The 21,906-nt window shown below is 65.8% G+C and carries 19 protein-coding genes; 5 read left to right on the top strand and 14 right to left on the bottom strand.

All coding sequences use genetic code 11. From position 1 onward, the window contains the following. Positions 1–190: 190 nt before the first annotated feature. The 5 genes from DM450_RS13275 to DM450_RS13255 form a co-directional block, all read right to left on the bottom strand. Positions 191–1,771 (bottom strand): carboxylesterase/lipase family protein, encoded by a 1,581-nt coding sequence (locus tag DM450_RS13275; protein WP_142635534.1) that lies wholly within the window; start codon positions 1,769–1,771, stop codon positions 191–193. Then, a complete protein-coding gene (locus DM450_RS13270) occupies positions 1,734–2,744 on the bottom strand; it encodes a sugar kinase (protein ID WP_142635532.1) in 1,011 nt (336 codons plus the stop codon). Before DM450_RS13270 ends, DM450_RS13275 begins: the two co-directional genes overlap by 38 nt. An 11-nt stretch (positions 2,745–2,755) precedes the next feature. Further along, positions 2,756–3,511, bottom strand: a complete 756-nt coding sequence (gene kduD, locus DM450_RS13265) for a 2-dehydro-3-deoxy-D-gluconate 5-dehydrogenase KduD (RefSeq protein ID WP_142635530.1) — start codon at positions 3,509–3,511, stop codon at positions 2,756–2,758. Positions 3,512–3,523: 12 nt separating this feature from the next. Continuing rightward, complete coding sequence (gene kduI, locus DM450_RS13260; RefSeq protein WP_142635528.1) at positions 3,524–4,360, bottom strand: 5-dehydro-4-deoxy-D-glucuronate isomerase; 837 nt, start codon at positions 4,358–4,360, stop codon at positions 3,524–3,526. 132 nt (positions 4,361–4,492) lie between these two features. After that, complete coding sequence (locus tag DM450_RS13255; RefSeq protein ID WP_142635526.1) at positions 4,493–5,548, bottom strand: LacI family DNA-binding transcriptional regulator; 1,056 nt, start codon at positions 5,546–5,548, stop codon at positions 4,493–4,495. Positions 5,549–5,678: 130 nt separating this feature from the next. Here DM450_RS13255 and DM450_RS13250 point away from each other — a divergent pair, with 130 nt between their 5' ends. The 3 genes from DM450_RS13250 (at position 5,679) to DM450_RS13240 (ending at position 9,441) form a co-directional block, all read left to right on the top strand. Beyond that, positions 5,679–7,181 (top strand): UxaA family hydrolase, encoded by a 1,503-nt coding sequence (locus DM450_RS13250; protein ID WP_142635524.1) that lies wholly within the window; start codon positions 5,679–5,681, stop codon positions 7,179–7,181. Positions 7,182–7,265: 84 nt separating this feature from the next. Beyond that, on the top strand, positions 7,266–8,069 hold the full coding sequence (locus tag DM450_RS13245; RefSeq protein WP_370584497.1) for a 2-keto-4-pentenoate hydratase: 804 nt from the start codon (positions 7,266–7,268) through the stop codon (positions 8,067–8,069). 55 nt (positions 8,070–8,124) lie between these two features. Further along, entirely contained in the window at positions 8,125–9,441 is a 1,317-nt protein-coding gene (locus tag DM450_RS13240; RefSeq protein ID WP_142635522.1) for an MFS transporter, read from the top strand. 465 nt (positions 9,442–9,906) lie between these two features. Here the strand turns inward: DM450_RS13240 and DM450_RS13235 are convergent, their stop codons facing one another. Beyond that, complete coding sequence (locus DM450_RS13235) at positions 9,907–11,184, bottom strand: cytochrome P450 (RefSeq protein WP_142635520.1); 1,278 nt, start codon at positions 11,182–11,184, stop codon at positions 9,907–9,909. Positions 11,185–11,365: 181 nt separating this feature from the next. On the opposite strand from DM450_RS13235, the gene DM450_RS13230 reads away from it, so the two are divergent. After that, positions 11,366–12,634 (top strand): amidohydrolase family protein, encoded by a 1,269-nt coding sequence (locus tag DM450_RS13230; protein ID WP_142635518.1) that lies wholly within the window; start codon positions 11,366–11,368, stop codon positions 12,632–12,634. A 69-nt stretch (positions 12,635–12,703) separates the two neighbouring features. On the opposite strand, the gene DM450_RS13225 is transcribed toward DM450_RS13230, so the two are convergent. The 3 genes from DM450_RS13225 to mgtE form a co-directional block, all read right to left on the bottom strand. Further along, positions 12,704–13,105, bottom strand: a complete 402-nt coding sequence (locus DM450_RS13225; RefSeq protein ID WP_142635516.1) for a DUF1489 family protein — start codon at positions 13,103–13,105, stop codon at positions 12,704–12,706. Positions 13,106–13,604: 499 nt separating this feature from the next. Next, entirely contained in the window at positions 13,605–14,687 is a 1,083-nt protein-coding gene (locus DM450_RS13220) for an IS630 family transposase (protein WP_142632508.1), read from the bottom strand. A 503-nt stretch (positions 14,688–15,190) separates the two neighbouring features. Continuing rightward, positions 15,191–16,657, bottom strand: a complete 1,467-nt coding sequence (gene mgtE / locus DM450_RS13215) for a magnesium transporter (RefSeq protein ID WP_142635514.1) — start codon at positions 16,655–16,657, stop codon at positions 15,191–15,193. A gap of 212 nt (positions 16,658–16,869) precedes the next feature. On the opposite strand from mgtE, the gene DM450_RS13210 reads away from it, so the two are divergent. Continuing rightward, positions 16,870–17,325 (top strand): peptidylprolyl isomerase, encoded by a 456-nt coding sequence (locus DM450_RS13210; protein WP_142635512.1) that lies wholly within the window; start codon positions 16,870–16,872, stop codon positions 17,323–17,325. Between the two features lie 69 nt (positions 17,326–17,394). Here DM450_RS13210 and DM450_RS13205 read toward each other — a convergent pair whose 3' ends face one another. The 5 genes from DM450_RS13205 to DM450_RS13185 all read right to left on the bottom strand — a co-directional run bounded on the left by DM450_RS13205 (position 17,395) and on the right by DM450_RS13185 (position 21,636). After that, positions 17,395–17,868, bottom strand: coding sequence for a hypothetical protein (locus tag DM450_RS13205; RefSeq protein WP_260609855.1), 474 nt, complete (start codon positions 17,866–17,868; stop codon positions 17,395–17,397). 227 nt (positions 17,869–18,095) lie between these two features. Then, positions 18,096–18,980, bottom strand: a complete 885-nt coding sequence (locus tag DM450_RS13200) for a LysR substrate-binding domain-containing protein (RefSeq protein ID WP_142635507.1) — start codon at positions 18,978–18,980, stop codon at positions 18,096–18,098. A gap of 58 nt (positions 18,981–19,038) precedes the next feature. Beyond that, positions 19,039–19,962: a hemolysin family protein gene (locus DM450_RS13195; RefSeq protein WP_142635505.1), complete on the bottom strand. Its 924-nt coding sequence runs from the start codon at positions 19,960–19,962 to the stop codon at positions 19,039–19,041. A gap of 22 nt (positions 19,963–19,984) precedes the next feature. Then, positions 19,985–20,476 carry an rRNA maturation RNase YbeY gene (gene ybeY, locus DM450_RS13190; protein ID WP_142635503.1) on the bottom strand — a complete coding sequence of 164 codons (492 nt, stop codon included), beginning with the start codon at positions 20,474–20,476 and terminating at the stop codon, positions 19,985–19,987. 131 nt (positions 20,477–20,607) lie between these two features. Further along, positions 20,608–21,636, bottom strand: a complete 1,029-nt coding sequence (locus tag DM450_RS13185) for a PhoH family protein (RefSeq protein ID WP_142635501.1) — start codon at positions 21,634–21,636, stop codon at positions 20,608–20,610. Between the last annotated feature and the right edge of the window lie 270 nt (positions 21,637–21,906).

Below are 21,906 nucleotides of genomic sequence, written 5' to 3'. Positions count from 1 at the left end.
GCGCCGCTTGGTCGTGGATGCGGCTGCGGCCCGCGCCGGTTCGGCTAATCAGTTTAATCTCAAAACCTCGTCATCCCCGCGAAGGCGGGGATCCCGCTTCTTGAACGGCGCGCGCGGCCGCCACGTTGCAAAGAAAAGCGGGACCCCCGCCTTCGCGGGGCGACGGAGGGTAATGTAACAACAGGTGCCTTCAGGTTCCCGGCTGCACGTAAGGCGCGGTGGCCCAAAGCTCCCGCTGCCACCCGCGCGGATCGGCCTCCACGCGCACCGTGTCCCCGAACACCATCGTCGCGCGCTGGGGCAGCGTATAGGCGGCCCAGTCCGCGATCCCCGGTCGCCCGGTTTTCGCAAGGCCGGTGAACGCCCCCATCATCGCCGTGCTCAGCGCCTGCGCCGCCGCATCGGTGCCGGAAAAGCTGCCTTTCGCATCGAGCGTGCCGAACACGTAGGGAATGTCATCCGTATGCGCCGCGCCGCGCAGCGGATCGAGGGGGGAGGGGCGCTCCAGCTGATAGACCCACGTCGCCGCCGCGCCCGCCTTGGCGCGTTCGTCCGCCTCGATCACCTGTCCGGGCCAGGAGCGGCCGGCGGTGGTCGCCGCATAATAGACCTGCTCCACGCTCCAGCCCGGTTCGCGGGCGCGGTACTGGTCGATCACCCATTGCGGGTCGAGGTCGATCTTCACCTCGCGGGCCATACGTTCGGCCACGTTGCTCCAGTCGAGGCCTTTCAGCTTGGGCCCACGCGGATCGAGGAAGGCGCGGGTCTCGTCGTGCACATTGCCGAGAATCATCGGCACCGAGAGCGACTGCGGCGCGGCGTCGGGCCAGAACGGGTGGCGCGGCAGGTTGGTCATGTCCAGCACCGGGCCGAAGTAGACCGGGCCGCTGCCCATCACCGGATCGGTGGTGTCGAGCGCGGCGGTCAGGCGCTCCACGGGCATGGTGCGCAAGGCCTCTACATCGCCGGGGGAGAGCCCGAGCGCCGCCATCAGCGCCTGCGTGCGCGCCCATGCGTGCATCGGTCCGCTGGCCTGCACCTGCTGCCCGCTCATTGTCGCGGCGGCGTGGAACAGGCCCCTGGCGGCGGGCATGGCCATGAGCGTGGCGATCTTGGCGCCGCCGCCGGACTGGCCGAACACCATGACCCGCGCCGGATCGCCGCCGAACGCGGCGATATGCGCACGCACCCATTGCAGCGCGAGGATCAGGTCGAGCTGGCCGAGATTGCCGCTGTCCGCGTACTTGGCGCCGAAGGGTTTGAGCCAGGCATAGCCCAGCGCATTGAGCCGGTGATTGACAGTGACGACCACCACGTCGCCGCCCGCCGCCAGCTTCGCGCCGTGGGTGAGCGGATCGGTGACCGAGCCGGTGGTGTAGGCGCCGCCGTGGAAATAGACCATGACCGCGCGCCGGGCGGCGGGGTTTGCCTCGGGTGTCCAGACGTTGAGGAACAGGCAGTCTTCGGACTGCGGCTGGTCGTCCAGCCCGCGCTGCGGGCAGATCGGGCCGAAGCGCAGGGCTTCCAGCGGCGCTCCGCCGAATGGTTCGGCCACGGCGCGTGCGAAGCGTGCCGCGCGGCCATAGCGGATACCGAGGAACTGGCAGATGCCGTTTTCGACCACGCCGCGGCACCGGCCCGCGACGGCCATTTGCGGCGGCGTGGCAAGCACCGGCGCGGCCCCGGCGGCAAGCGCGACAGCCCCGCCGGCCAGTACCGCGCGCCGGGTGGTTTCAGCGCCTGACGTCGCCTCCTGAAGCGGAAAAGGCATCGAGTTCTCCCGGACCAATCAGGCACATGTCTCCGGGCAGCGAGTGCTTCAGCACCGTATAGGCCAGCCCGGCCTGCGCCATTCTTTGAATATCCGCGCCGTTCAGCCAGCCGTGCAGCACGCCCGCCGCAAAGGCGTCTCCGGTGCCGATGCGGTCGACGATCTGCGTCACTTCGACCTCGTCGGTCTGGAATCCGCCCTCGCGTCCGTCGATCCGCGCGGCGATGCGGTGGTGGGCGGCGTTGACGACCTGCCGCGCGGTCGAGGCGATGATCTGGAGATTGGGGAAAGCGGCAAAGGCCGCCTCGGCCGCCTCGCGCCGACGGTCCTCGCCATCGCCGGAGAACGTCTGGCCGAGCAGCAGCGAGATGTCGCGGTGGTTGCCGATCATTACCGTCGCGGCGGATACCAGTTCGGTCAGCACTTCGCGCGGATTGCTGTCCCAGCTTTCCCAGAGCAGCGCGCGGTAATTGCCGTCGAAGCAGATCGGCACGCCGGCCTCCTGCGCCGCGCGCACCGCCGCCTTGGCCAGCGTGACGCCGCCGGGGCCAAGCGCCGGGGTAATGCCGGACAAGTGCAGCAGCCGGGCGCCGTCAAGCGCGGCGGCAAAGTCGAAGTCCTGCGGCGCGCTGGTCGCAAAGGTGCTGCCGGCGCGGTCGTAGGTGATTGCGGAAGGGCGCAGGCCCGCGCCGCTTTCGAGGAAATAGAGCCCCATGCGGCCCGTGCCGGTGGCGACATGGCGCGTGTCCACGCCTGCCGCCGCCAGGGCCGAGCGGGCCTTGTCGCCCAGCGGACTGGCGGGCAGCCGCGTGACCATGCGCACGCCATGGCCCAGCGAGGCAAGGCCGGAGGCGACATTGGCCTCGGCCCCGCCCACCACCATGTCCAGCGCATCGCACTGAACCATCAGGCGGTGGGAAGGGGTGGCGAAGCGCAGCAGCACTTCGCCGAAGCAGGTTACATGTCCGGTCATGGGGCTCGTTTTCAGCGTGCCAGCCAGCCGCCGTCAACCGCCAGCACATGGCCGGTGACGTAGTCGGAAGCGGGCGAGGCGAGGAACACGGCGGCCCCGGCGATGTCCTTGGGGTCGCCCCAGCGGCCGGTCGGGATGCGCTCCAGGATCTGGCGGTTGCGCGTCTCGTCGCCTTGCAGGGCCGCGGTGTTGTTGGTGGCAATGTAGCCCGGGGCGATGGCGTTTACCTGCACGCCCCTGGCGGCAAGCTCGTTGGCCATGGCCTTGGTCACGCCGCCCACGCCCGACTTCGCCGCCGCATAGCTGGGTACGCGGATGCCGCCCTGGAAGGTGAGCAGCGAGGCGATGTTGACGATCTTTCCGGTTCCGCGCTCCACCATGCCCTTCGCTGCCGCCTGGCTGAGGAAAAACAGGGTCTTGAGGTTGGTGTCCATCACCGCGTCCCAGTCCTCTTCGGAGAACTGGAGCAGGTCGTCGCGGCGGATGATCCCGGCATTGTTGACGAGAATATCGACTTTGCCGAGCCCGGCCACCGCCTCGTCGATTACCCGCTGCACGGGCTCGATCGAGGAGAGGTCGGCCTTGATGTTCACGCACCTGCGCCCGGTCGCCGCGATCAGGGCGAGGGTTTCGGTGGGTTCGCTGCGGCCCGCGAGGGCCACGTCGGCGCCGGCTTCTGCCAGCGCCACGGCAATGGCCTGCCCGATCCCGGTGTTCGCACCGGTCACGAGCGCGGCCTTGCCTTCGAGGCTGAAGGAAATCGCCATCTGCGTTTCGCCTTACTGGAGCTGGCAGATGTCGAGGACGTTCATGTCGGTATAGTCGAGGTTTTCCCCGCCCATGGCCCAGATGAACGCGTACTTCTTGGTGCCCGAACCCATGTGGATCGACCAGGGAGGGCTGATCACCGCCTCTTCGTTGGCGATCACGATGTGGCGCATCTGGTCGGGCTCGCCCATGTAGTGGAAGATGCGGTCGTTCTCTTCGGGCAGTTCGAAGTAGAGGTAGATCTCGCTGCGGCGGTCGTGGAGGTGCGGGGGCATGGTGTTCCACACCGAACCTTCTTCCAGCACGGTCAGGCCCAGCAGCAGCTGCGCGCTTTCGCAGACGCCGGGGATGACCAGCTGGTAGATCGTGCGCTGGTTCGAATTGGCCAGATCGCCGCGCGCCAGCGGGTTGGCTTCGGCCAGCGTGATCAGCTTGATCGGGCAGGCCTTATGCGCGGGCACAGAGGCGATGTAGAACCGCGCGGTTTCGCCCTCGAAGATCACCTCGTCCGAACCCATCGGCACGTAGAGGCATTCCTTGTTGCCGACTTCGAAACGCTGGCCGTCGACGGTGATCGCGCCGGGGCCGCCGATGTTGGTGATGCCCGCTTCGCGGCGTTCGAGGAAGGGCTTGCCTTCCGCGCTCTTGGGAACGGTCTGCGCGGGCAGCTTGAGCGGGCCTTGCGAGGGCACCGCGCCGCCGATCACGAAGCGCTCGTTGTGCGAATAGTTGAGCTGGACCTTGCCGTCCTCGAACATGCCGGTGACGAGGTAGCGATCGCGCAGTTCCTCGTTGGAGACGCACTCCATCATGTCGGGATGGGTGGCGTGGTAGGTCTTGCAGAACACGGGCTCTCTCCCATTGGAATTCGGTCCCGTATAGTGGGACATTATTGCATTTATGGTCAAGTCATATCCGGCTTTGGTAACCGGTGTCAATGGTGGGTAAAGTGCAAGGACCGACGGTCGGCGCTGTTTCCCTCAGTTCGCTTCGGGAGGGGCCACCGAGGCGCGGCGCACCAGATCGGACAGGAACAGCGCCTGCCGCGACAGGGCATCGCCGGGTTCGATCAATTTATGCGCGGCGGCGGCGGCCATCGGCACGATCGGCCAGCGCACGGTGGTCAGCGGCGGCCAGATATGCGCGGCGATGGCGGTATCGTCGAAGCCGATGATCGAAAGCTGGGCGGGCACGTCGATCCCGCGTTCGCGCGCGGCGTGGAGCAGGCCGGCGGCCATCTCGTCGTTGCTGGAGAACACCGCGGTAGGGCGCGGCGAGGCGTCGAGCAGGCGCTGTCCGGCCTCGTAGCCCGATTCGAACTTGTAGTCCCCCCGTGTCGCCAGTGCCGGGTCGGGGGCGAGCCCGGCTTCGGCGAGGCCTTCGGCAAAGCCCTGTTCGCGCTCGTAGGCGGAGCGGAAGCCGGTGGGACCGGCGATGAAGCCGATGCGCTTGTGGCCGAGACTGGCGAGCCAGGCCACGGCGTCACGTACCGCCTGCCGGTCGTTCGAGGCCACCAGATGCGCCTCGTTGTCGAGTTCGGCCGAGCCCATGCGCACCAGCGTGCAGCCCAGTTCGCGGCAGAGCGCGGCCAGTTCGTCGTTCTCGGAAATTGGCGGCAGCAGCAGTACGCCGTAGAGCCGCTGCTGTTCGATGAAGTGGCGGATATCGTCGAGCAGTCTGGGCGAATGGCGGTCCACCGGGCGCACCACCAGCGCGAATTCGGTGTCGCGGATCGTTTGCAGGATGCCTTCCTGCACCCCCAGCACCATCTGCGCGTTCGGGTTGTCGTGGATCAGGCCGATCAGGAAATTGCGCCGCAGTGCGAGCGCGCGGGCCTGGAGATTGGGCACGAAGCCCAATTCCGCGATCACCGCCTCGACCTTCTCGCGCGTGGCCTGGCCCAGCAGCGGCGACTTGTTGATGACACGGCTGACGGTCTTTTTCGAGACGCCGGAAATGCGCGCGACATCGTTGATCGTGGGCTTGGCCGTGGGAATCCCGGCGGCAGGGGCGTCTGACTTGGATTCTTTCGGCATTCTCGCCCCTCTGGCCTCTCGCCCGTCTGTTCTCAAGAGGCGCTGTCGGGACCGACTTGCCTTCTGATCGTTGCAAAGGCAAGATGACACCGGTTTCCAAAACAGGGAAGCCCGGATAAACGGGCCAGCGATGACACAGGCAATTCCTCCCTCCATTCGTATTCACGCCGCCGACGATGTGGCCGTGGCGCTGCGTCCGCTCGCCGCCGGAGAGCAGGCGGAAGGCGTGGTCCTGACCGGCGACGTGGCGCGCGGGCACAAGTTCGCGCTGCACGATATTGCCGAGGGCGCGCCGGTGGTGAAGTACGGCCAGCCGATCGGCCGGGCGACCCGTGCCATCGCCGCGGGCGACCATGTCCACACGCACAATCTCGCGACCGCTCTCGTCGGCGAACTGGCCTATTCGCCGCACCTCGGCGCGGCGCAAGTGCAGGCGGAAGAGGGGGCGGAGATGCCCACATGGCGCGGTTATCGGCGCGCCGACGGGCGCGCGGCGACGCGTAACGAGATCTGGATCCTGCCCACCGTAGGCTGCGTCGGCATGACCGCAGAACAAGTCGCGCGCGAGGCGCAGGCGCGCCATGCCGATCTGATCGCGGCGGGCCGGATCGACGGTATCCACGCCTTTGCGCACCCGCACGGCTGCTCGCAACTGGGGGACGACCTCGACGGCACCCGCGCGGTGCTGGCGGGACTGGCGGCCAGCCCCAATGCGGCGGGTGTGCTGCTGCTGGGGCTCGGCTGCGAATCGAACCAGCTCGATGCCCTGGTGGAGGCGGTGCCGGTCTGGGCGCGCTCCAAACTGCGTCTGCTTTCCAGCCAGAGCGCGGGCAACGAGATCGTGGAAGCGGGCAAGCTGGTTGACGAACTGGTGGCCGAAGCGGCCAGGGCCGAGCGGACGCAGCTGCCGCTGTCGGCGCTGACCATCGGCCTCAAGTGCGGCGGGTCGGACGGGTTCTCCGGCCTTACCGCCAACCCTTTGCTGGGGCGCCTGTCCGAGACGATGGCGCGCGCTGGCGGCAAGGCGATCCTTACGGAAATCCCGGAGATTTTCGGGGCCGAACAGGCCCTGCTGGACCGCTCCAGCTCGCGCGAGGTGTTCGAGGCGGCGGCGGGGCTGGTGAACCGGTTCAAGCGCTATTACCTCGATCAGGGGCTGCCGGTTTCGGAGAACCCGTCGCCGGGCAACCTTGAGGGCGGCATCACCACGCTGGAGGAAAAGTCGCTCGGCGCGGTGCAGAAGGCGGGCCATGCGCCGCTCTCGGACGTGATCGATTATGGCGGGCAGGCGAGCGTGCCCGGCCTCACCCTGATGGAAGCGCCGGGCAACGATGCGGTGTCCTCCACCGCGCTGGCGGCCTCGGGCGCCACTCTGGTGCTGTTCACCACCGGGCGCGGCACGCCGCTGGGCTTCCCGGTGCCGACGATCAAGGTGGCCTCCAACCGCACGCTCGCCGAATCGAAGCCGCACTGGATCGACTTTGACGCCTCGATCGCGCTGGATGAGGGGCAGGAGGCTGCCGACGCGGCATTTCTGGCCCGAATCCTGGCCTTCGCCAGCGGCGAACGCACCGCTTCCGAGCGCGGCGGCCAGCGCGCCATTGCCGTCTGGAAAAGGGGCGTAACCCTTTGATCGGGCTGACGGCGCCTAATTGGATTTGCTTATGACACCGGTTTCCTATAGCGATACGAACAACAAGACACGGGGTACAAGGGGATGAGTTTGACCGAACAGGCGAAATCGATCGCAGGGGCATTCGTGGCGGCGCGGCGCGAAAAGCGCGCTCTGGCCAGCTATCCCGGCGAGGCGCCTTCCGATCTCGACGCCGCTTATGCGATCCAGAACCTGGCGCTCGAACTGGACGGGCGCGAAGTGGCTGGCTGGAAGGTCGGCCGGATCAACGGTCCCGACGATGCGCGGCTTGGCGCCAATCGCCTGTCCGGGCCGATCTTCGCGGACAGCGTGGTCGATGCGCCTTCGGGCGAAGTGCCGGCGATGCCGGTCTTTGCCGAGGGTTTTGCCGCGGCCGAGGCGGAGTTCCTGCTCCATGTCGCAGCCGGCTGGAACGGTGAAGTACCGGGCGATGACGCGGGCACGCTGGCGGTGCTGGATGCCGTCCATATCGGCCTCGAAATCGCCAGCTCGCCTTATCCCGGCATCAACGCCGACGGTCCGCCCGTTACCGTGTCCGACTTCGGCAATAACGCCGGCATGGTGATCGGCCCGGTCCTCGAGGGCTGGCAGAGCGCCGATTTCAACACGATCACCGTGCGCCTCGAGATCGACGGTGAGACCGCGGGCGAGGCGACGACCGCGACGATGCTCGACGGTCCGCTGGGCGCGGTGCGGTTCCTGCTCGCCAACCTCTCGGCGCGCGGCATCGATTGCAGTGCGGGCACATGGGTGTCCACCGGGGCAGTGACGGGTGTCCATCCGGTCTCGCCGGGACAGTCGGTGGCGGCCTCCTTCGCGCAGCACGGCACGGTGTGCTGCACCATCGCGGCGGCGGTGCCCGCCTGAACAGACATGACGATCCGGCAGGCCTAAAAGGGCCGCCGGACAAGGGAGCAGGGAAATGGATGCAGGCACCACAAGCGTGGCGGACGGGATCGGGAACGAGGCCGGATCCAGCGTGCCCGCCGCGCCGGTAAAGGTCGGGCGATACCGCTGGGTCGTGGTCTCGCTGCTTTTCGCGGCAACCGCGGTCAACTACATCGACCGCCAGATGATCGGCGTGCTGAAGCCCACGCTGGCGGGTGAGTTCGGCTGGACCGAAAGCGATTTTGCCGGCATCGTCTTCTGGTTCCAGCTCGCCTACGCGATCGGCTATCTCTCGTTCGGCAAGATCGTCGACGTGCTGGGGGCAAGGCTGGGCTATACCGTCGCCATCGTCATCTGGACCGTCAGCCACATGGCGCACGGCTTCGCCACCGGTGTCGCCAGCTTCGCGGCGGCGCGCTTCGGCCTCGGTATCGGCGAATCGGGCAACTTCCCGGCTGGCATCCGCGCCGTCACCGACTGGTTCCCCCAGAAGGAACGCGCTTTCGCCATCGGCCTGTTCAACGCCGGTGCGAACGTCGGCGCGATCATCACCCCGCTGCTGGTGCCGCTGCTGGTGCTGTGGTTCGACTGGCGGGCCGCCTTCTTTGTCACCGGCCTGTTCGGCATCGCCTGGCTGGCCGCCTGGTGGGTGATGTACCGCCACCCGCTCAAGCACGGGCGCGTCTCGGCGGCGGAACTGGCCTGGATCCAGCAGGACCCGGCCGATCCGGTCGAGAAAATCGGCTGGATGCGGCTGCTGACGGTCAGGGAAACCTGGGCCTATGCGCTGGGCAAGTTCCTGATCGACCCGATCTGGTGGTTCTTCCTGTTCTGGCTGCCCGGCTATCTGTTCGAGCGCTACGACCTCGACCTCAAGACTTTCGGCCTGCCGCTCGCCGCGATCTACCTGATCTCCGACCTTGGCAGCGTCGGCGGCGGCTGGCTCTCCTCCAGGCTGCTCAAGGCGGGCCGCACGCCCAACTTTGCCCGCAAGGTGACGATGCTGATCAGCGCGCTCTGCGTGCTGCCGATCTGGTTCGCGCAGTCGATCGACAGCGTCTGGGGGGCAGTGCTGATCATCGGCCTGGCGACGGCGGCGCATCAGGCGTTCTCGGCCAATCTCTACACGCTGCCTTCGGACACGTTCCCGCGCGGGGCGGTGGGCTCGGTAGTCGGCATCGGCGGCACCGTGGGTGCGTTGGGCGGCATGGGGATGGCGCTGTTCGCGGGCTACATCCTCGATGCGACGCACAGCTATCAACTGCTCTTCGCGATTTGCGCGAGTGCCTATCTGCTGGCGCTGGCGGTGGTGCACCTGCTGAGCCCGAAGCTGGCACAGGCCAGGATTTGAAGGAGAAGAGGAAGTTCTGGGGGATGATCCCCCAGACCCTCGGAATGTCTTCGTTGCGCCCTGCCTATCCGTAGTGCGCTCCTTGCGGTGCAGCCAATAAGTCTCCCGACGCAGCCATGGGCGCACGAGGCTGTTGGTCCGCGTGACCTAGGTGGTAAACTCATAAACGGCACCATCGAGGCGCCCAAATGGCGAACAGCTCGGGCCGAAGTTGCCGCCGGGCGGGCTGGTTGCCCGTCCAAGGCCGCTTCGGTTCGAGATGGAAGCCATTTGGGCGTCCCTGCGGGATTTGACCAAAATGGCCCAGCGCTGCGTCGGGAAGTCTTGAAATATCGACATATTCCAGCGCCTTCCCTCCTGCCGCTGAGCCATTTTGCCTCAAACCTCGATGGTGCCGTTTATGAGTTTACGACCTAGACGGTATTGGGGGTGCAGGGGGGCTATGCTCCCCTGCTTTCCTCTTACTTACTTCACATCCCAGACGATCGGCAGATTGCGGATCGAAAGCAGCCCCGGAAATACGGTGGTATCCGCTCCCGGCTTGACCCGGAACGGCGGGATCCGCTCGAACCACTGCTCCAGCAGCACGCGCAGTTCGCGCCGGGCCAGATGCGCGCCGAGGCAGATGTGGACGCCGCCGACGAAGGTGAAGTGGCGGTTCGCTTTCCGCTCGGGATCGAACTCGCGCGGGTTTTCGAAGCGGGCGGGGTCGAAGTTGCCGGCAGGGTTGAGGCAGGAGAACGAATCGCCTTGCTTCACCGCGATCCCGTGCCACTCGAAGTCCTTCTTCGCCGTGCGCGAGGAGGAGAGGATCGGCTGGGTGCGCAGGAACTCCTCGACCGCCGAGTTGATGAGTTCGGGATGGTCGCGCAGCCGTTTCTGCAGGTCCGGCTGGAGCGCGAGGCGGCGGAACATCTGGGCGATGGTGGCCGCCACGGTATCGAGCCCGCCCAGCCACAGGAACCAGACCATGCCGATCTTCTCGTCCTCGGTAAGGGCACGGCCCTCGATCTGGCCGTGGACGATGGAGGAGACGAGATGCTCGTCGGGAATCTGTTCCTTCTCGGCGATGAAGGCGCGCAGGAAATCGAGCACGCCGCGCAGCGCCGCCTGCATCTTGTCGAGGCTGCCGGAGTGGAGGATGTCCCACTCCCAATCGAGGAACTGGTCGAACTTGTCGTCCGGGAAGCCCATCAGGCCCATGAAGATCCGCACCGGATAGACCCGCGCGAAGTCCCAGGCCATGTCGACCTCGCCCTTGTCCTCGATGGCGCCGATCATCTCGTCCACCACCTTGCGGATGCGCGGTTCGAGGTGGCGGGTGATCCGCGCCGGGCTGAAGTAGGGCATCAGGTAAAGCCGGTACTTCTGGTGGTCCGGCGGATCGATGGCGAGCGGGATGGACTTGAACGTCTCCCCGATCAGGCGCTGGAATTCGGCGGTCCCGGCGTTCGAGAAGTGCTCGTTGTCCGAATAGACGCGCTCGATGTCCTCGTAGTGCGTCACCACCCAGGAACCGCGCCGGTTGCCGCTGATGGCGCCGAGCCCGTGCATCGAGGGCGGGTTGAACAGCAGGCGCGGAATGTCCTCGCCCGCCAGCCAGCCCACCGGTTCGTAAGGGTCCACCAGATCGTTGGGCGCGGTGCCCATGGCGAAGGACAGATCGACGATCCGGTCCTTGGGCACATTGCCGGGCGCGTCGAATTCCACGCGGATGTCGTCGAGCGTGTGCGTTTGTGGCATGATGTTGTCTCCCGGGGCCATGGATGCCCGGAGCGCCCGGTTGCGGCAAGGCGCAGCGAGGCCGCCCGATCGCGGCGCAGGGCGCGCGGGCCCATTCATCGCTTCGGCGTTGGGCTCATCGATTGATTGCAGCCCCCAAGGTTGCGACACGAGTCCCAATTGCATTTTGGGAGACAGGGCCATGGCAGATGGCGACACCAAGGAAATGAAGGACTCGGCGCGCAAGTACTGGTCGGCCGAGGGCTACACCAAGGGCGGCGTGATCCGCGAGGTGGACTACGCCACCCAGTCCGGCGGGCTTGATCCGTCGCTGGAAGGCATCAAGATCGTCGATACCGACACCCACATCGTCGAACCGCCGACGCTCTTCACCGACCGCGCGCCGGCCGGCATGAAGGACAAGATGCCTTACGTGAAGCGCGATGCCGACGGGGTTGATCGCTGGTATATCGGCGATCGCAACTGCGGCACGCTGGGCGGCAACGTCATCCGCAAGGACAACAACAAGCTGCTCGGCCGCCTTGCCTTCCCGACGCTGGAAGAAGCCCACGCCGGCGGCCACGAGATCGCCCCGCGCCTTCAGGCGATGGACGACATGGGCGTCTATGCGCAGATCTGCTTCCAGAACTCGGGCATCACCCAGGCGGGCATGCTGATGACGCTGGGCAACAACGATCTCGCCGTGCAGATCATGAAGATCTACAACGATTTCAATGCCGACTGGCAGCGTGAATCGGGCGAGCGGTTGTTCCCGATGGCGCACCTGCCGTTCTGGGACAAGGCGGAGATGGAAAAGGAAGCCCGTCGCTGCATCGACATGGGCCTGCGCGGCTTCGTGCTGCCCGATACGCCCGAGCGTGTCGGCGTGCCCAGCTTCAACCATGACTACTGGACGCCGTTCCTGGAGATGATCGATGCCGAGGGCATCTCGCTCAACTTCCACCTCAATGCCGCGATCGATCCGAACACGCTGACCTGGGAAGGTTTCCAGTTCGAGCAGACGCTCTCGGTGGTGGCGACGATGTTCTCGATCGGCAACGCGGCGACGCTGGGCAACTGGATGGTCTCGGGCCGTCTGGACCGCCACCCGAACCTCAAGATCGGCCTGATCGAGAGCGGCATGGGCTGGATTCCCTTCGCCGTCGAGGCGCTGGAGCACCAGTTCCAGGAAATGCTGCCCAGCAAGCGCAACGTGCTCAAGAAGCAGCCCTGGGACTACTTCCGCGATCACTTCATGTGCACCTTCTGGTTCGAGAAGATCGCGCCCAAGCAGTTGCTGGAAACCATCGGCGTCGACAATGTGATGTTCGAGACCGACTTCCCGCACCCCACCTCGCTCTATCCGGGCGTGCAGGCGCACATCAAGGACGTGCTGGGCGGCTACGACTACGCCATCAAGAAGAAGGTCCTGCAGGACAACGCGGCGCGTTTCTACAAGCTGCCGTTCTGACCTTCGGGCAGGGCTTTTCGAGGAACCGGGCCGGGGGCGGGCAACCGCTTCCGGCCTTTTCCTTGTGCGCTATACCAGCCCCAGTTTCGCCAGTTCGCGGGCGAGGGCAGGGGGCATCGCCTCCCCGGCGCTTTCGCCTTCGCCCAGATCGCGCGGGGCGTCCTTGTCGGCCAGATAACGCCAGCCCTGATGGGCGCGCTTGGGCTGGGTGACGACCGGGATCAGCACGGGCGCCAGGCGGATCCACCAGCGCCCGTCCTCGCGCTGCTCGAAGCCGAGAATGGGCGAGCGGCCGATCAGCGCATGCTCGTAGATCCAGAAAAGCGATCCCCCGGCCATCTCCTCCTGCCGCTTGGGCAGATAGCGCGTGGTCAGCCGCGCCTCGCCGAGATCGGCGTGGCTTTCCAGCCATGCCCGCAGATCCGCCGGGCTTTCGGCGGAGAAGGCGATCTTGGTCATGTGCAGCGGCATGGACGCTAGATAGGAGCGCCGGGCCCCGCTGGCCAGTGGGGTTCTGGCGGGATTGCCGGAGTTTGTCGCAGCATGGAGCCGCAGTGCGCTGTCCAGGGGGCTTCGACAGGCTCAGCCTGAGCGGGGGTTGGCAGTTTAGGGTAGGCGGTAGACGTGTTCGGACAACACTTCGTCATCCTGAACTTGTTTCAGGATCCATCAGGCCGTCGGGCCAGTATGTCGTGTTGCAAAGCGCCATCTTGGTTCGCAACTCACAAACCTGAGCTATGGGTTTGATGACCCTGAAACAAGTTCAGGGTGACGGCAACTTTGGGGGATACGCGGATTATGCTCAGGACAGTCGCAGCGATAGCAATGGTTCTTGCCATCTCCGCCTGCCATCAATCATCGCCAGACTATTCTTCTCGCATCAGCCAGCTAGAAGCGCGAGTTGCGGAATTGGAAAAGCGGTTGAATGCAATTGAAAATGAGAAACTTCGACCGCCAGTTCAACATAAACCTAGTGGATTGACTCCAACGTTTGGAACCCTCGATTTCGAGCCGCGATGATTTCGTCCGGATTGGCCTTCCAGATGAAGGGCTTGGGGTTGTCGGCGTTGTACTCCCGGATGAACCGGTTGATGGCAGCCTGGAGGTCGACGACGGAGTGGAAGACGCCGTGCTTAAGGCGCCGCCTGGTCAGCTTTGCGAAGAAGCCCTCGACGGCATTGAGCCATGAGGAAGATGTCGGCGTGAAGTGGAAAGTCCAGCGCGGATGGCGGGCGAGCCACTCCTGGACCTTGTCCTTCTTGTGTGCGGCATAGTTGTCGAGGATCACGTGGATCGCCTTGCCCTTGGGTACTTCACGCTCGATCCGATTGAGGAAGCGGATGAACTCCTGGTGGCGGTGGCGCTGCATGTTCTGCCCTATCACGGTTCCGTCGAGCACATTGAGCGCAGCGAACAGCGTGGTCGTGCCGTGGCGCTTGTAGTCATGGGTCAGGGTGCCGGCGCGGCCCTTCTTCATCGGCAGACCGGGCTGGGTGCGGTCGAGCGCCTGTATCTGCGATTTCTCGTCGATCGACAGGACCACCGCATGGGCGGGGGGATCGACATAGAGGCCGACGATCTCGGTGAGCTTTTCGGCGAAAGCCGGATCGTTCGACAGCTTGAAGCTGCGCCAGCGATGCGGAGCAAGCCCATGCGCCTTCCAGATCGACTGCACTGTCGAAACGGCAAGCCCGACCGCTTTGGCCATCGCGCGCGCCGTCCAGTGGGTTGCCTCATGCGGCGGCGGTTCCTGCGTAAGCCGGACAATTTCGGCCACGCGCTTGGGCAATACCGGCGCCTTGCCGGGCGGACGGGACTTGTCGCGGAGCAGGCCATCGACGCCTTCGTGCATGAAACGCTCCTGCCAGCGCCACACGCAGGTCTTCGACTTTCCTGTTGCCGTCATAATCGCCGAGGTGCCCAGGCCGTCGCTGCTCAAAAGAACGATACGGGCGCGCCAGACATGTTTCTGTGGACTCAAGGGCGCCGACACGATGTCGTGCAGGCGTTGACGGTCGGAGGCCGAAACGATGAAGCTGATCCCATCACGCATCCTCCGAGACTGACACGCCAGCAAGCCAGTGGGAATCCCCAACTGGACTCTTTCGTTCCGGTCAATCCACTAGCACCAGTCTTTCAAGGGGCAGTGAAGCGATTCTATCGGGTAGCTCGGCTAATGGCGATCCGATCAATATAGAATACTCATCGATGGGACGATGCCAAGCTGCCCGGCAAAGCATTATTGCGGAGGGGGAGCGTCTATGTGCGAAAATCGCCGAAGGCAGCAACGGAATCAAGCCTGTGTTTGTAAACTGCCAACGTCCCCAAGCTTCCTGCTCAATGAAATAGGGCCATGCTAGGCGGCATGGGCAAATTCGGCAGTGATTGGAACGCCCGTTAGGGGGCGTTTCCTGTCGTTCCGCATTAGAGCCCAACCCCGCTCAGGCTCAGCCTGAGCGGGGTTGGGAGGTCCGCTACGGGGCGTGGCGCGACACAGCCGTGCGCGCGCAGGCGGAAAGGAATACCGCGCGAGGCTGCGCGGAATTCCTTTCCGCCTCACGCGAGGCCAGTCAGCACCGCCAGGCCAAGGAACGAGAAGAAGCCCATCGTGTCGGTCGCGGTCGTCACGAACACGGCGGAGGACACCGCCGGGTCGATGCGGAAGCGGTCGAGCGTGACGGGCACGAGGATACCGGCAAGGCCTGCGGTCAGGTTGTTCACCACCATGGCGGTGGCGATCACCGCGCCCAGCAGCGGGTTCTGGAACAGCAGCCAGGTGCCGGTGCCGATCAGCGCGCCGAGCGCGAAGCCGTTGGTCAGCGCGATGCGGATCTCGCGCAGGATCATGCGCACGGTGTTGGAATCGGTCAGCTGGTTGGTGGCGATGGCGCGCACCACCACGGCCAGCGTCTGCGTCCCCGCATTGCCGCCCATGCCCGAGACGATCGGCATCAGCACCGCCAGGATCGCGAACCGGGCGATCGCCCCCTGGAACAGCCCGACCACCGAGGAGGCGATCATCGCCGTGCCGAGGTTCACCACCAGCCAGGCAAGGCGGGTGCGCACGGTGACGAGGATCGGCTCGTTGATGTCGCCGTCGCCCGCACCCGACAGGCGCAGGATGTCCTCGCTCGCCTCTTCCTGAATGATGTGGACGATGTCGTCGACGGTGATCTGGCCGATCAGCCGCCCCGCCTCGTCCACCACCGCGGCGGAGATCAGCGCGTATTTCTGGAAGCGCAGCGCGACTTCTTCCTGGTCCATGTCAGCCGGGATCAGCGTCTGGTCGCGCGCCATCACGTCATAGAGCGGGATGTTACGCGGGGTGCGCAGGATCCACGAGAGCGCACAGGTGCCGATCGGGCGGTGCATCGGATCGACGATGAACACTTCCCAGAACTCGGTCGGCAATTCGCGGTGTTCGCGCAGGAAATCGATGAGATCGCCCACCGTCATCGTCTCGGGCACCGCGACAAAATCGCGGCTCATCAGACGGCCGGCGGATTCCTCGGGGTAGGACAGCGCCGATTCGATGGCGGCGCGGTCTTCCGGCTCCATCTCGGCGAGGACGGCCTGCTGGTCCTCCTCGTCGAGGTCTTCCAGCATCGCGACGGCGTCGTCGGTGTCGAGCTGCTCGGCGATCTCGGCAACGACGTCGGCGGGCAGCGCCTCGACCAGCGCCTCGCGCACCCAGTCGTTGAGTTCGGCGATCACCTCGACGCTCATCAGGTCGCGGATGGCGCGGGCGAGGCCAAGGCGCTCGCGTTCGTCGAACAGCTCGAAAAGGTCGGCGATGTCGGCGGGGTGGAGCGGCTCGACAAGGTCGTAGACGCGCTCGAAATCGTCCTCGTGCAGCGCGTCCTTGACGCTGCGCACGAAGTCGGACTTCAGGTGGTTGTCCTCGTCGAGGCTTTCGGAATCCTTGGCCGAATCCTTATGGGCTTCCGGTTCGGGCTCGGGCGGCGCGTCCTGCGCATCGGGGGCGCGATCGTGCAGCTCTTCGTCGAGGTCCGTTTGCGTCATCCTCGCCGGTCTACGCGCCAATTTCGCAATTGCAACAGGGGCAAGCGATACGGCGAAAAATGACGTTCAAAACGCTCGGCGCGACGCTGCCCCGAGGCTGCCCCGAGGCTGCCCCGACGCCGCCCCGACGAGCCGGGCGTGACTTTGCGGGGATCGGCCTTATATCGGGGGCAAGCCAGTCCCGCCGAAAGCGGGCAAGATGGAGATTATCGATGGCCGACGAATACCTGACCCTTTCCCTCGACACCGGTGACGTGAAGATCAAGCTGCGCCCCGACCTCGCCCCCGGCCACGTCGCGCGCATCAAGGAACTGGTCGGCGAAGGCTTCTACGACGGCATCAAGTTCCACCGCGTGATCCCCGGCTTCATGGCGCAGGGTGGCTGCCCCAACGGCACCGGCATGGGCGGTTCGGACAAGCCGGACCTGCAGGCCGAATTCAACGCCGAACCGCACGTGCGCGGCGTCTGCTCGATGGCCCGCACCAGCTACCCGCACTCGGCCAACAGCCAGTTCTTCATCTGCTTCGACGATGCCCGCTTCCTCGACAAGCAGTACACCGTCTGGGGCCAGGTGGTCGAAGGCATGGAAAACGTCGACGCACTGCCCAAGGGCGAGCCGCCGCGCGAGCCGGGCAAGATCGTGAAGGCGACCGTTTCGGAAGGCTGAGCCTTTCCGGACGCTTGAAATAGCAAAGGGCGGCTCCGCGAAGGGCCGCCCTTTTTGTTTGGCGCCAGTCTATCGCGCGCAGGCGGTCCTTTGCAGCGCATAGTTGGCAAAGGGCTTTTCCGCGCCGTCTTTCGACTGTGCGACGATCTGCCAGTGCAGGCGTTCGCCCTCGATCCGCCAGCGGTTGACGAAGGCATCGGCGCCGTAGTCGTAGGTCATGTCGAAGCCGCCGGGGCGGGGTGAGCCGTGGCCGGTCGCGGTGTAGTCGCCGCCGAAGCTGTCGGCCCAGTAGCCGGTGATGGTATCGGCTTTGGCTCCGCCGAAGGTCAGGTGCGCGGCATAACGGTCGGCAGGATCGGCGAGGGCGGTGCTGTCGGCATCCACCGTGAACAGCGCGCCCAGTGCCACCGGTCTGGCGGTCAGGGCAATGGACACGGCCTTGCCCATGACTTCGCCCTTGCCGGTCCAGCACCCGGCGAGGGCGCTGACACCGGCGGGAAGGGGCGCCGCGCCCGGTTCCGCGGCCTGTGCGGCCGAAGTCACGCAAACTCCGGCGCAGGCGGCGAGAAGCAGGGGAAGGCGCATGGCTTGCAAGGAAAGCCTTAGAGGCCGTTTGGAGACCGTTTGAAAAATGCCTTCACCGGCATTTTTGAGGCGGTACCGGCCCACTCCCCCACCCTGCCACCCGCAGGATACTACCAATGGGTGGCAGGGTGGGGGAGTGGGCCGGTGCCGCAAAATTCGCGTTTCGCGAATTTTCAAACGGCCTCTTAGAGGCCGGCCTGCAGCAGCCACTCGTGGAAGATGCGCACCGGGCGGCTTTCCAGCGCCTTGGGCTTGCAGACGAACCAGTAGCGGTAGGGGCTTTCGACATCGACGTCGAACAGCCGGGCCAGACGGTTGTCATGGCTGCGGCGGAAGTGGTCGTCGTGCATGATGGCGATGCCGAGGCCCTGCGCGGCGGCTTCGAGCACCAGCTGGCCGGAGTCGAACCGGTCGACCGAGGCCGGTTCCAGCTTGCTCATGCCCATCGCCTGCTTCCAGGCGTCGAGGCTGTCGGGCAGGTCCTGGTGGATCAGGAAGGTCTGCTTGGAGAGGATCGCCTCGTCCGGCACGGTGCCGATGTCGGCGGCCATTTCCTTGGAGGTGATGGCGTAGACCTTGTTGTGGTCAAGCTGGATGCGGTAGTAGGCCGGGTCCGGCTCCTTGGCGAGGATGATCGCCGCGTCCAGGGTATCGCCCACGCGCGCTTCCAGATGGGTGCCGGTGTCGATGTCGATGTGCAGGCGCGGGTGCAGCTTGCGCAGTTCCGGCAGGCGCGGGAACAGGCGCTGGCCGCCGAACAGCGAGGGCACGCCGAGGTGCAGACGCAGCACCTGGCCGCGGTCGACCTGCGATTCCACCGCTTCGGCGAGTTCCTCGAGCTTGGGGCCGACGACGTTGTAGAAGGCCATGCCCTCGTCGGTCAGCTTCATCGACTGGTGCTGGCGCGTGAACAGGCGCTTGCCGGTGAAGTCCTCCAGCGCGGCGACGCGGCGCGAGAGGGCGGAAGGGGAAAGCGCAAGTTCGTTGGCCGCCGCCTTGGCAGAGCCAAGGCGGACGACGCGGACGAAGGCTTCGAGTGCGCGCAGCGGGGGGAGACGGCGAACTGCCAATGTCCTGGCCTTTTCTTTTTATGGAGTAAGACGTAGCCGGGGGGGGCTACGCCGGATGCTACTCGGGTTGGTCTTCCGCCTGCTGTGACGGCGGGAGGAGCCGAAGCCTCGTCACGCGGCGTTCGTCGCCGTCGGTGACTTCGATCCGCCAGCCGCTGCCATGCTCGAGAACGGTGCCGACTTCGGGTACGCCGCCGGCCAGCACAAAGGCCAGGCCGCCCAGCGTATCCACCGCTTCCTCGACTTCGGCGAGGCGAGGGTCGATCCGTTCCGCCACATCCTCGAGTTCGACACGGGCGTCGGCGTCCCAGATACCCCCCTCTTGCGAAATTAGCAACTCCTCGGGGGCGTCGTCATGCTCGTCCTCGATGTTGCCGACGATTTCCTCGACGAGGTCCTCGATGGTGATGATCCCGTCGGTGCCGGAATACTCGTCGATGACCACCGCGAGGTGGGTGCGCTGGGCCCGCATGTCGACCAGGACGTCCAGCGCGCCGCGCGATTGCGGCACGTAGAGCGGCTGGCGCAGCAGGGTGCTCCAGTCCTCGGGCGGCTCCTGGCCGCGGGCGAGGATGGGGAACACGTCCTTGATGTGGATCATGCCCTTGATGGCATCGAGCGAGTCGCCATAGACCGGCATGCGGCTGTGGCCATGCTCGGCAAAGGCCTCGACCACGTCGGCCCAGCTGGCGGCGGCGGGAATCGCCACGATCTCGCTGCGCGGCACGGCCACGTCGTCGGCATCGTGCTCGCTGAAATGGAGCAGGTTGCGCAGCATCTGCCGTTCCAGCGGCGAGAGATCGCCACTGGCGGCGCTGGCCTGCTCGGTATCGCCTTCGTGTTCGTTGATGACGCCTTCGATCTGCGCGCGCAGCGACTGATCGACGTCGTTCTGGAAAAGTCGCCGGATGACACGCCAGAGCGTGCCGGTACTATCCCCATCTCCCGAGCCGGTCTCGGTGTGGCGGCCATTGTCGGCCATCGTGCTTGGTTATCCCTGAGGTTTACGTGCGATCCCCATATGGGTCGGGAATGCCGATGAGAGCAAGAGCCTTTGTTTCCAGCGCTTCCATTGCCTCGGCATCGGCGTCGGAAATCTCGTGATCGAGCCCGGCGAGGTGGAGCAGGCCGTGGACGATCAGGTGGCTGGCGTGGTCCTCCACCGCAATGCCCTTTTCCGCCGCCTCGCGCGCGCAGGTCTCGGCCGCGAGTGCCAGATCGCCGAGCATTTCCGGCGGTCCGTCCTCGGCCAGCGCCAGCAGCTCGGCGCGTTCGATCATCGGGAAGGAGAGCACGTTGGTGGGCTTGTCCTTGGCCCGCCATTCGCGGTTGAGCACGTGGACTTCCGCGTCCGAGGTGAACAGCAGGCTGGTGATGAGCCGGGGGTTGCCAAGCTCGGGCGCCACCCGGGTCAGCGCTTCCAGCGCGCGTTCGGCAAGGTCGGCCCAGTCGGTTTCGGCGGGCCAGGGTGCTTCGATGTCGATTTCGAGGTCCATGGCACTTCCGTTAGGTCGGCAGGCGTCCTTCGACAAGCTCAGGACGAGCGGTTCCGGTGAACTGGCACTGCATCCGCCCAGCCCGAGCCCGAGCCTGAGCCTGTCGAGGGTCGATCCGCGACCTTGGGCTGTTACTCGTACTGGCTGAGCGGCCCCTCGTAAGCCTCGACGATCCGTCCGACGATCGGGTGGCGCACCACGTCGGCCACGGTGAAGCGCGTCACGTCGATGCCTTCCACGCCCTCGAGCCGGTTCACCGCGTCGGCGAGGCCCGAATGGCGGTCGCCGCCCGGGATGTCGACCTGCCGGGGGTCGCCGCAGACGACCATGCGGCTGTTCTGGCCGAAGCGGGTGAGGAACATCTTCATCTGCTCGCGCGTGGTGTTCTGCGCCTCGTCGAGGATGACGAACGCGTCGGCCAGCGTGCGGCCGCGCATGAAGGCGATCGGCGCGATCTCGATCTCGCCCGAGGCCAGGCGGCGTTCCACCTGTTCGGGCGGCATGCAGTCATAAAGCGCGTCGTAGAGCGGACGCAGGTAGGGATCGACCTTGTCCTTCATGTCGCCGGGCAGGAAGCCCAGTTTCTCGCCCGCTTCCACGGCGGGGCGCGAGAGGATCAGGCGCTGGACCGAGCCGGTCATCAGCTGCGAGACCGCTTGTGCCACCGCGAGGTAGGTCTTGCCGGTACCCGCCGGGCCGAGCGCGAAGATCACGTCCGAGCGGGCGAGCGCGCGCATATATTCGATCTGCGTGGCAGAGCGCGGCACGATCGTCTTGCGGCGGGTGCGGATCATGATCGGCGGGGCGCCGGCATCGCCGCTGATGATGCCTTCCAGCGTGGGTTCCGAAGACATCGCGATCAGCGATTCGATAGCGCCCGAGTCGAGGTCCTGTCCCATTTCCAACCGGTGATACATGCCTTTGAGAGTGTCGCGCGCGCGGGCGACGGCGTCTTCCGGACCCTCGATCTGGATCCTGTTGCCGCGCGCGGAAATGTAGACGCCGAGCCGGTTTTCGACCTGTACGAGATTGGCATCGAACTGGCCGAACACGGCTCCCAGCAGCGTCTGTTCGTCGAACTCGACTTCGGTACGCGCCCTGCGATGGGTTTCGGGGCGGAACTGCGCCGGATCACCGGCGCGGGCTGCTTTGCGGGCCATGCGCTCCTTTCGGGTGAGGATGCTTTTTCGTTCTATCGTGAAGATGGCTCGCCGCACCGCGTCGCGCAAGGCGGGGCTATGCGAAAATTGCCGTGAACGCGGTGGATAATCCGGTGTTTCGGCGCGGATTCAGCACTTTGTCGCAGGGGCGCGACAGACATTTCGGCTTCCTGAAGGGTTTATTGCAACCGCGTTCAGCCAGGCGGGTTCAAACATGAACTCACCGGAACACACCGGACAAGATTGCCGGGGGTCGCCCAAGCGGTGAGC

It is taken from the genome of Sphingomonas sp. IC081 (assembly GCF_006874585.1).
Lineage (GTDB): Bacteria > Pseudomonadota > Alphaproteobacteria > Sphingomonadales > Sphingomonadaceae > Novosphingobium.
Note: the sequence above shows the minus strand (reverse complement) of the source record. Positions and strands in the feature narration are given on the sequence as shown.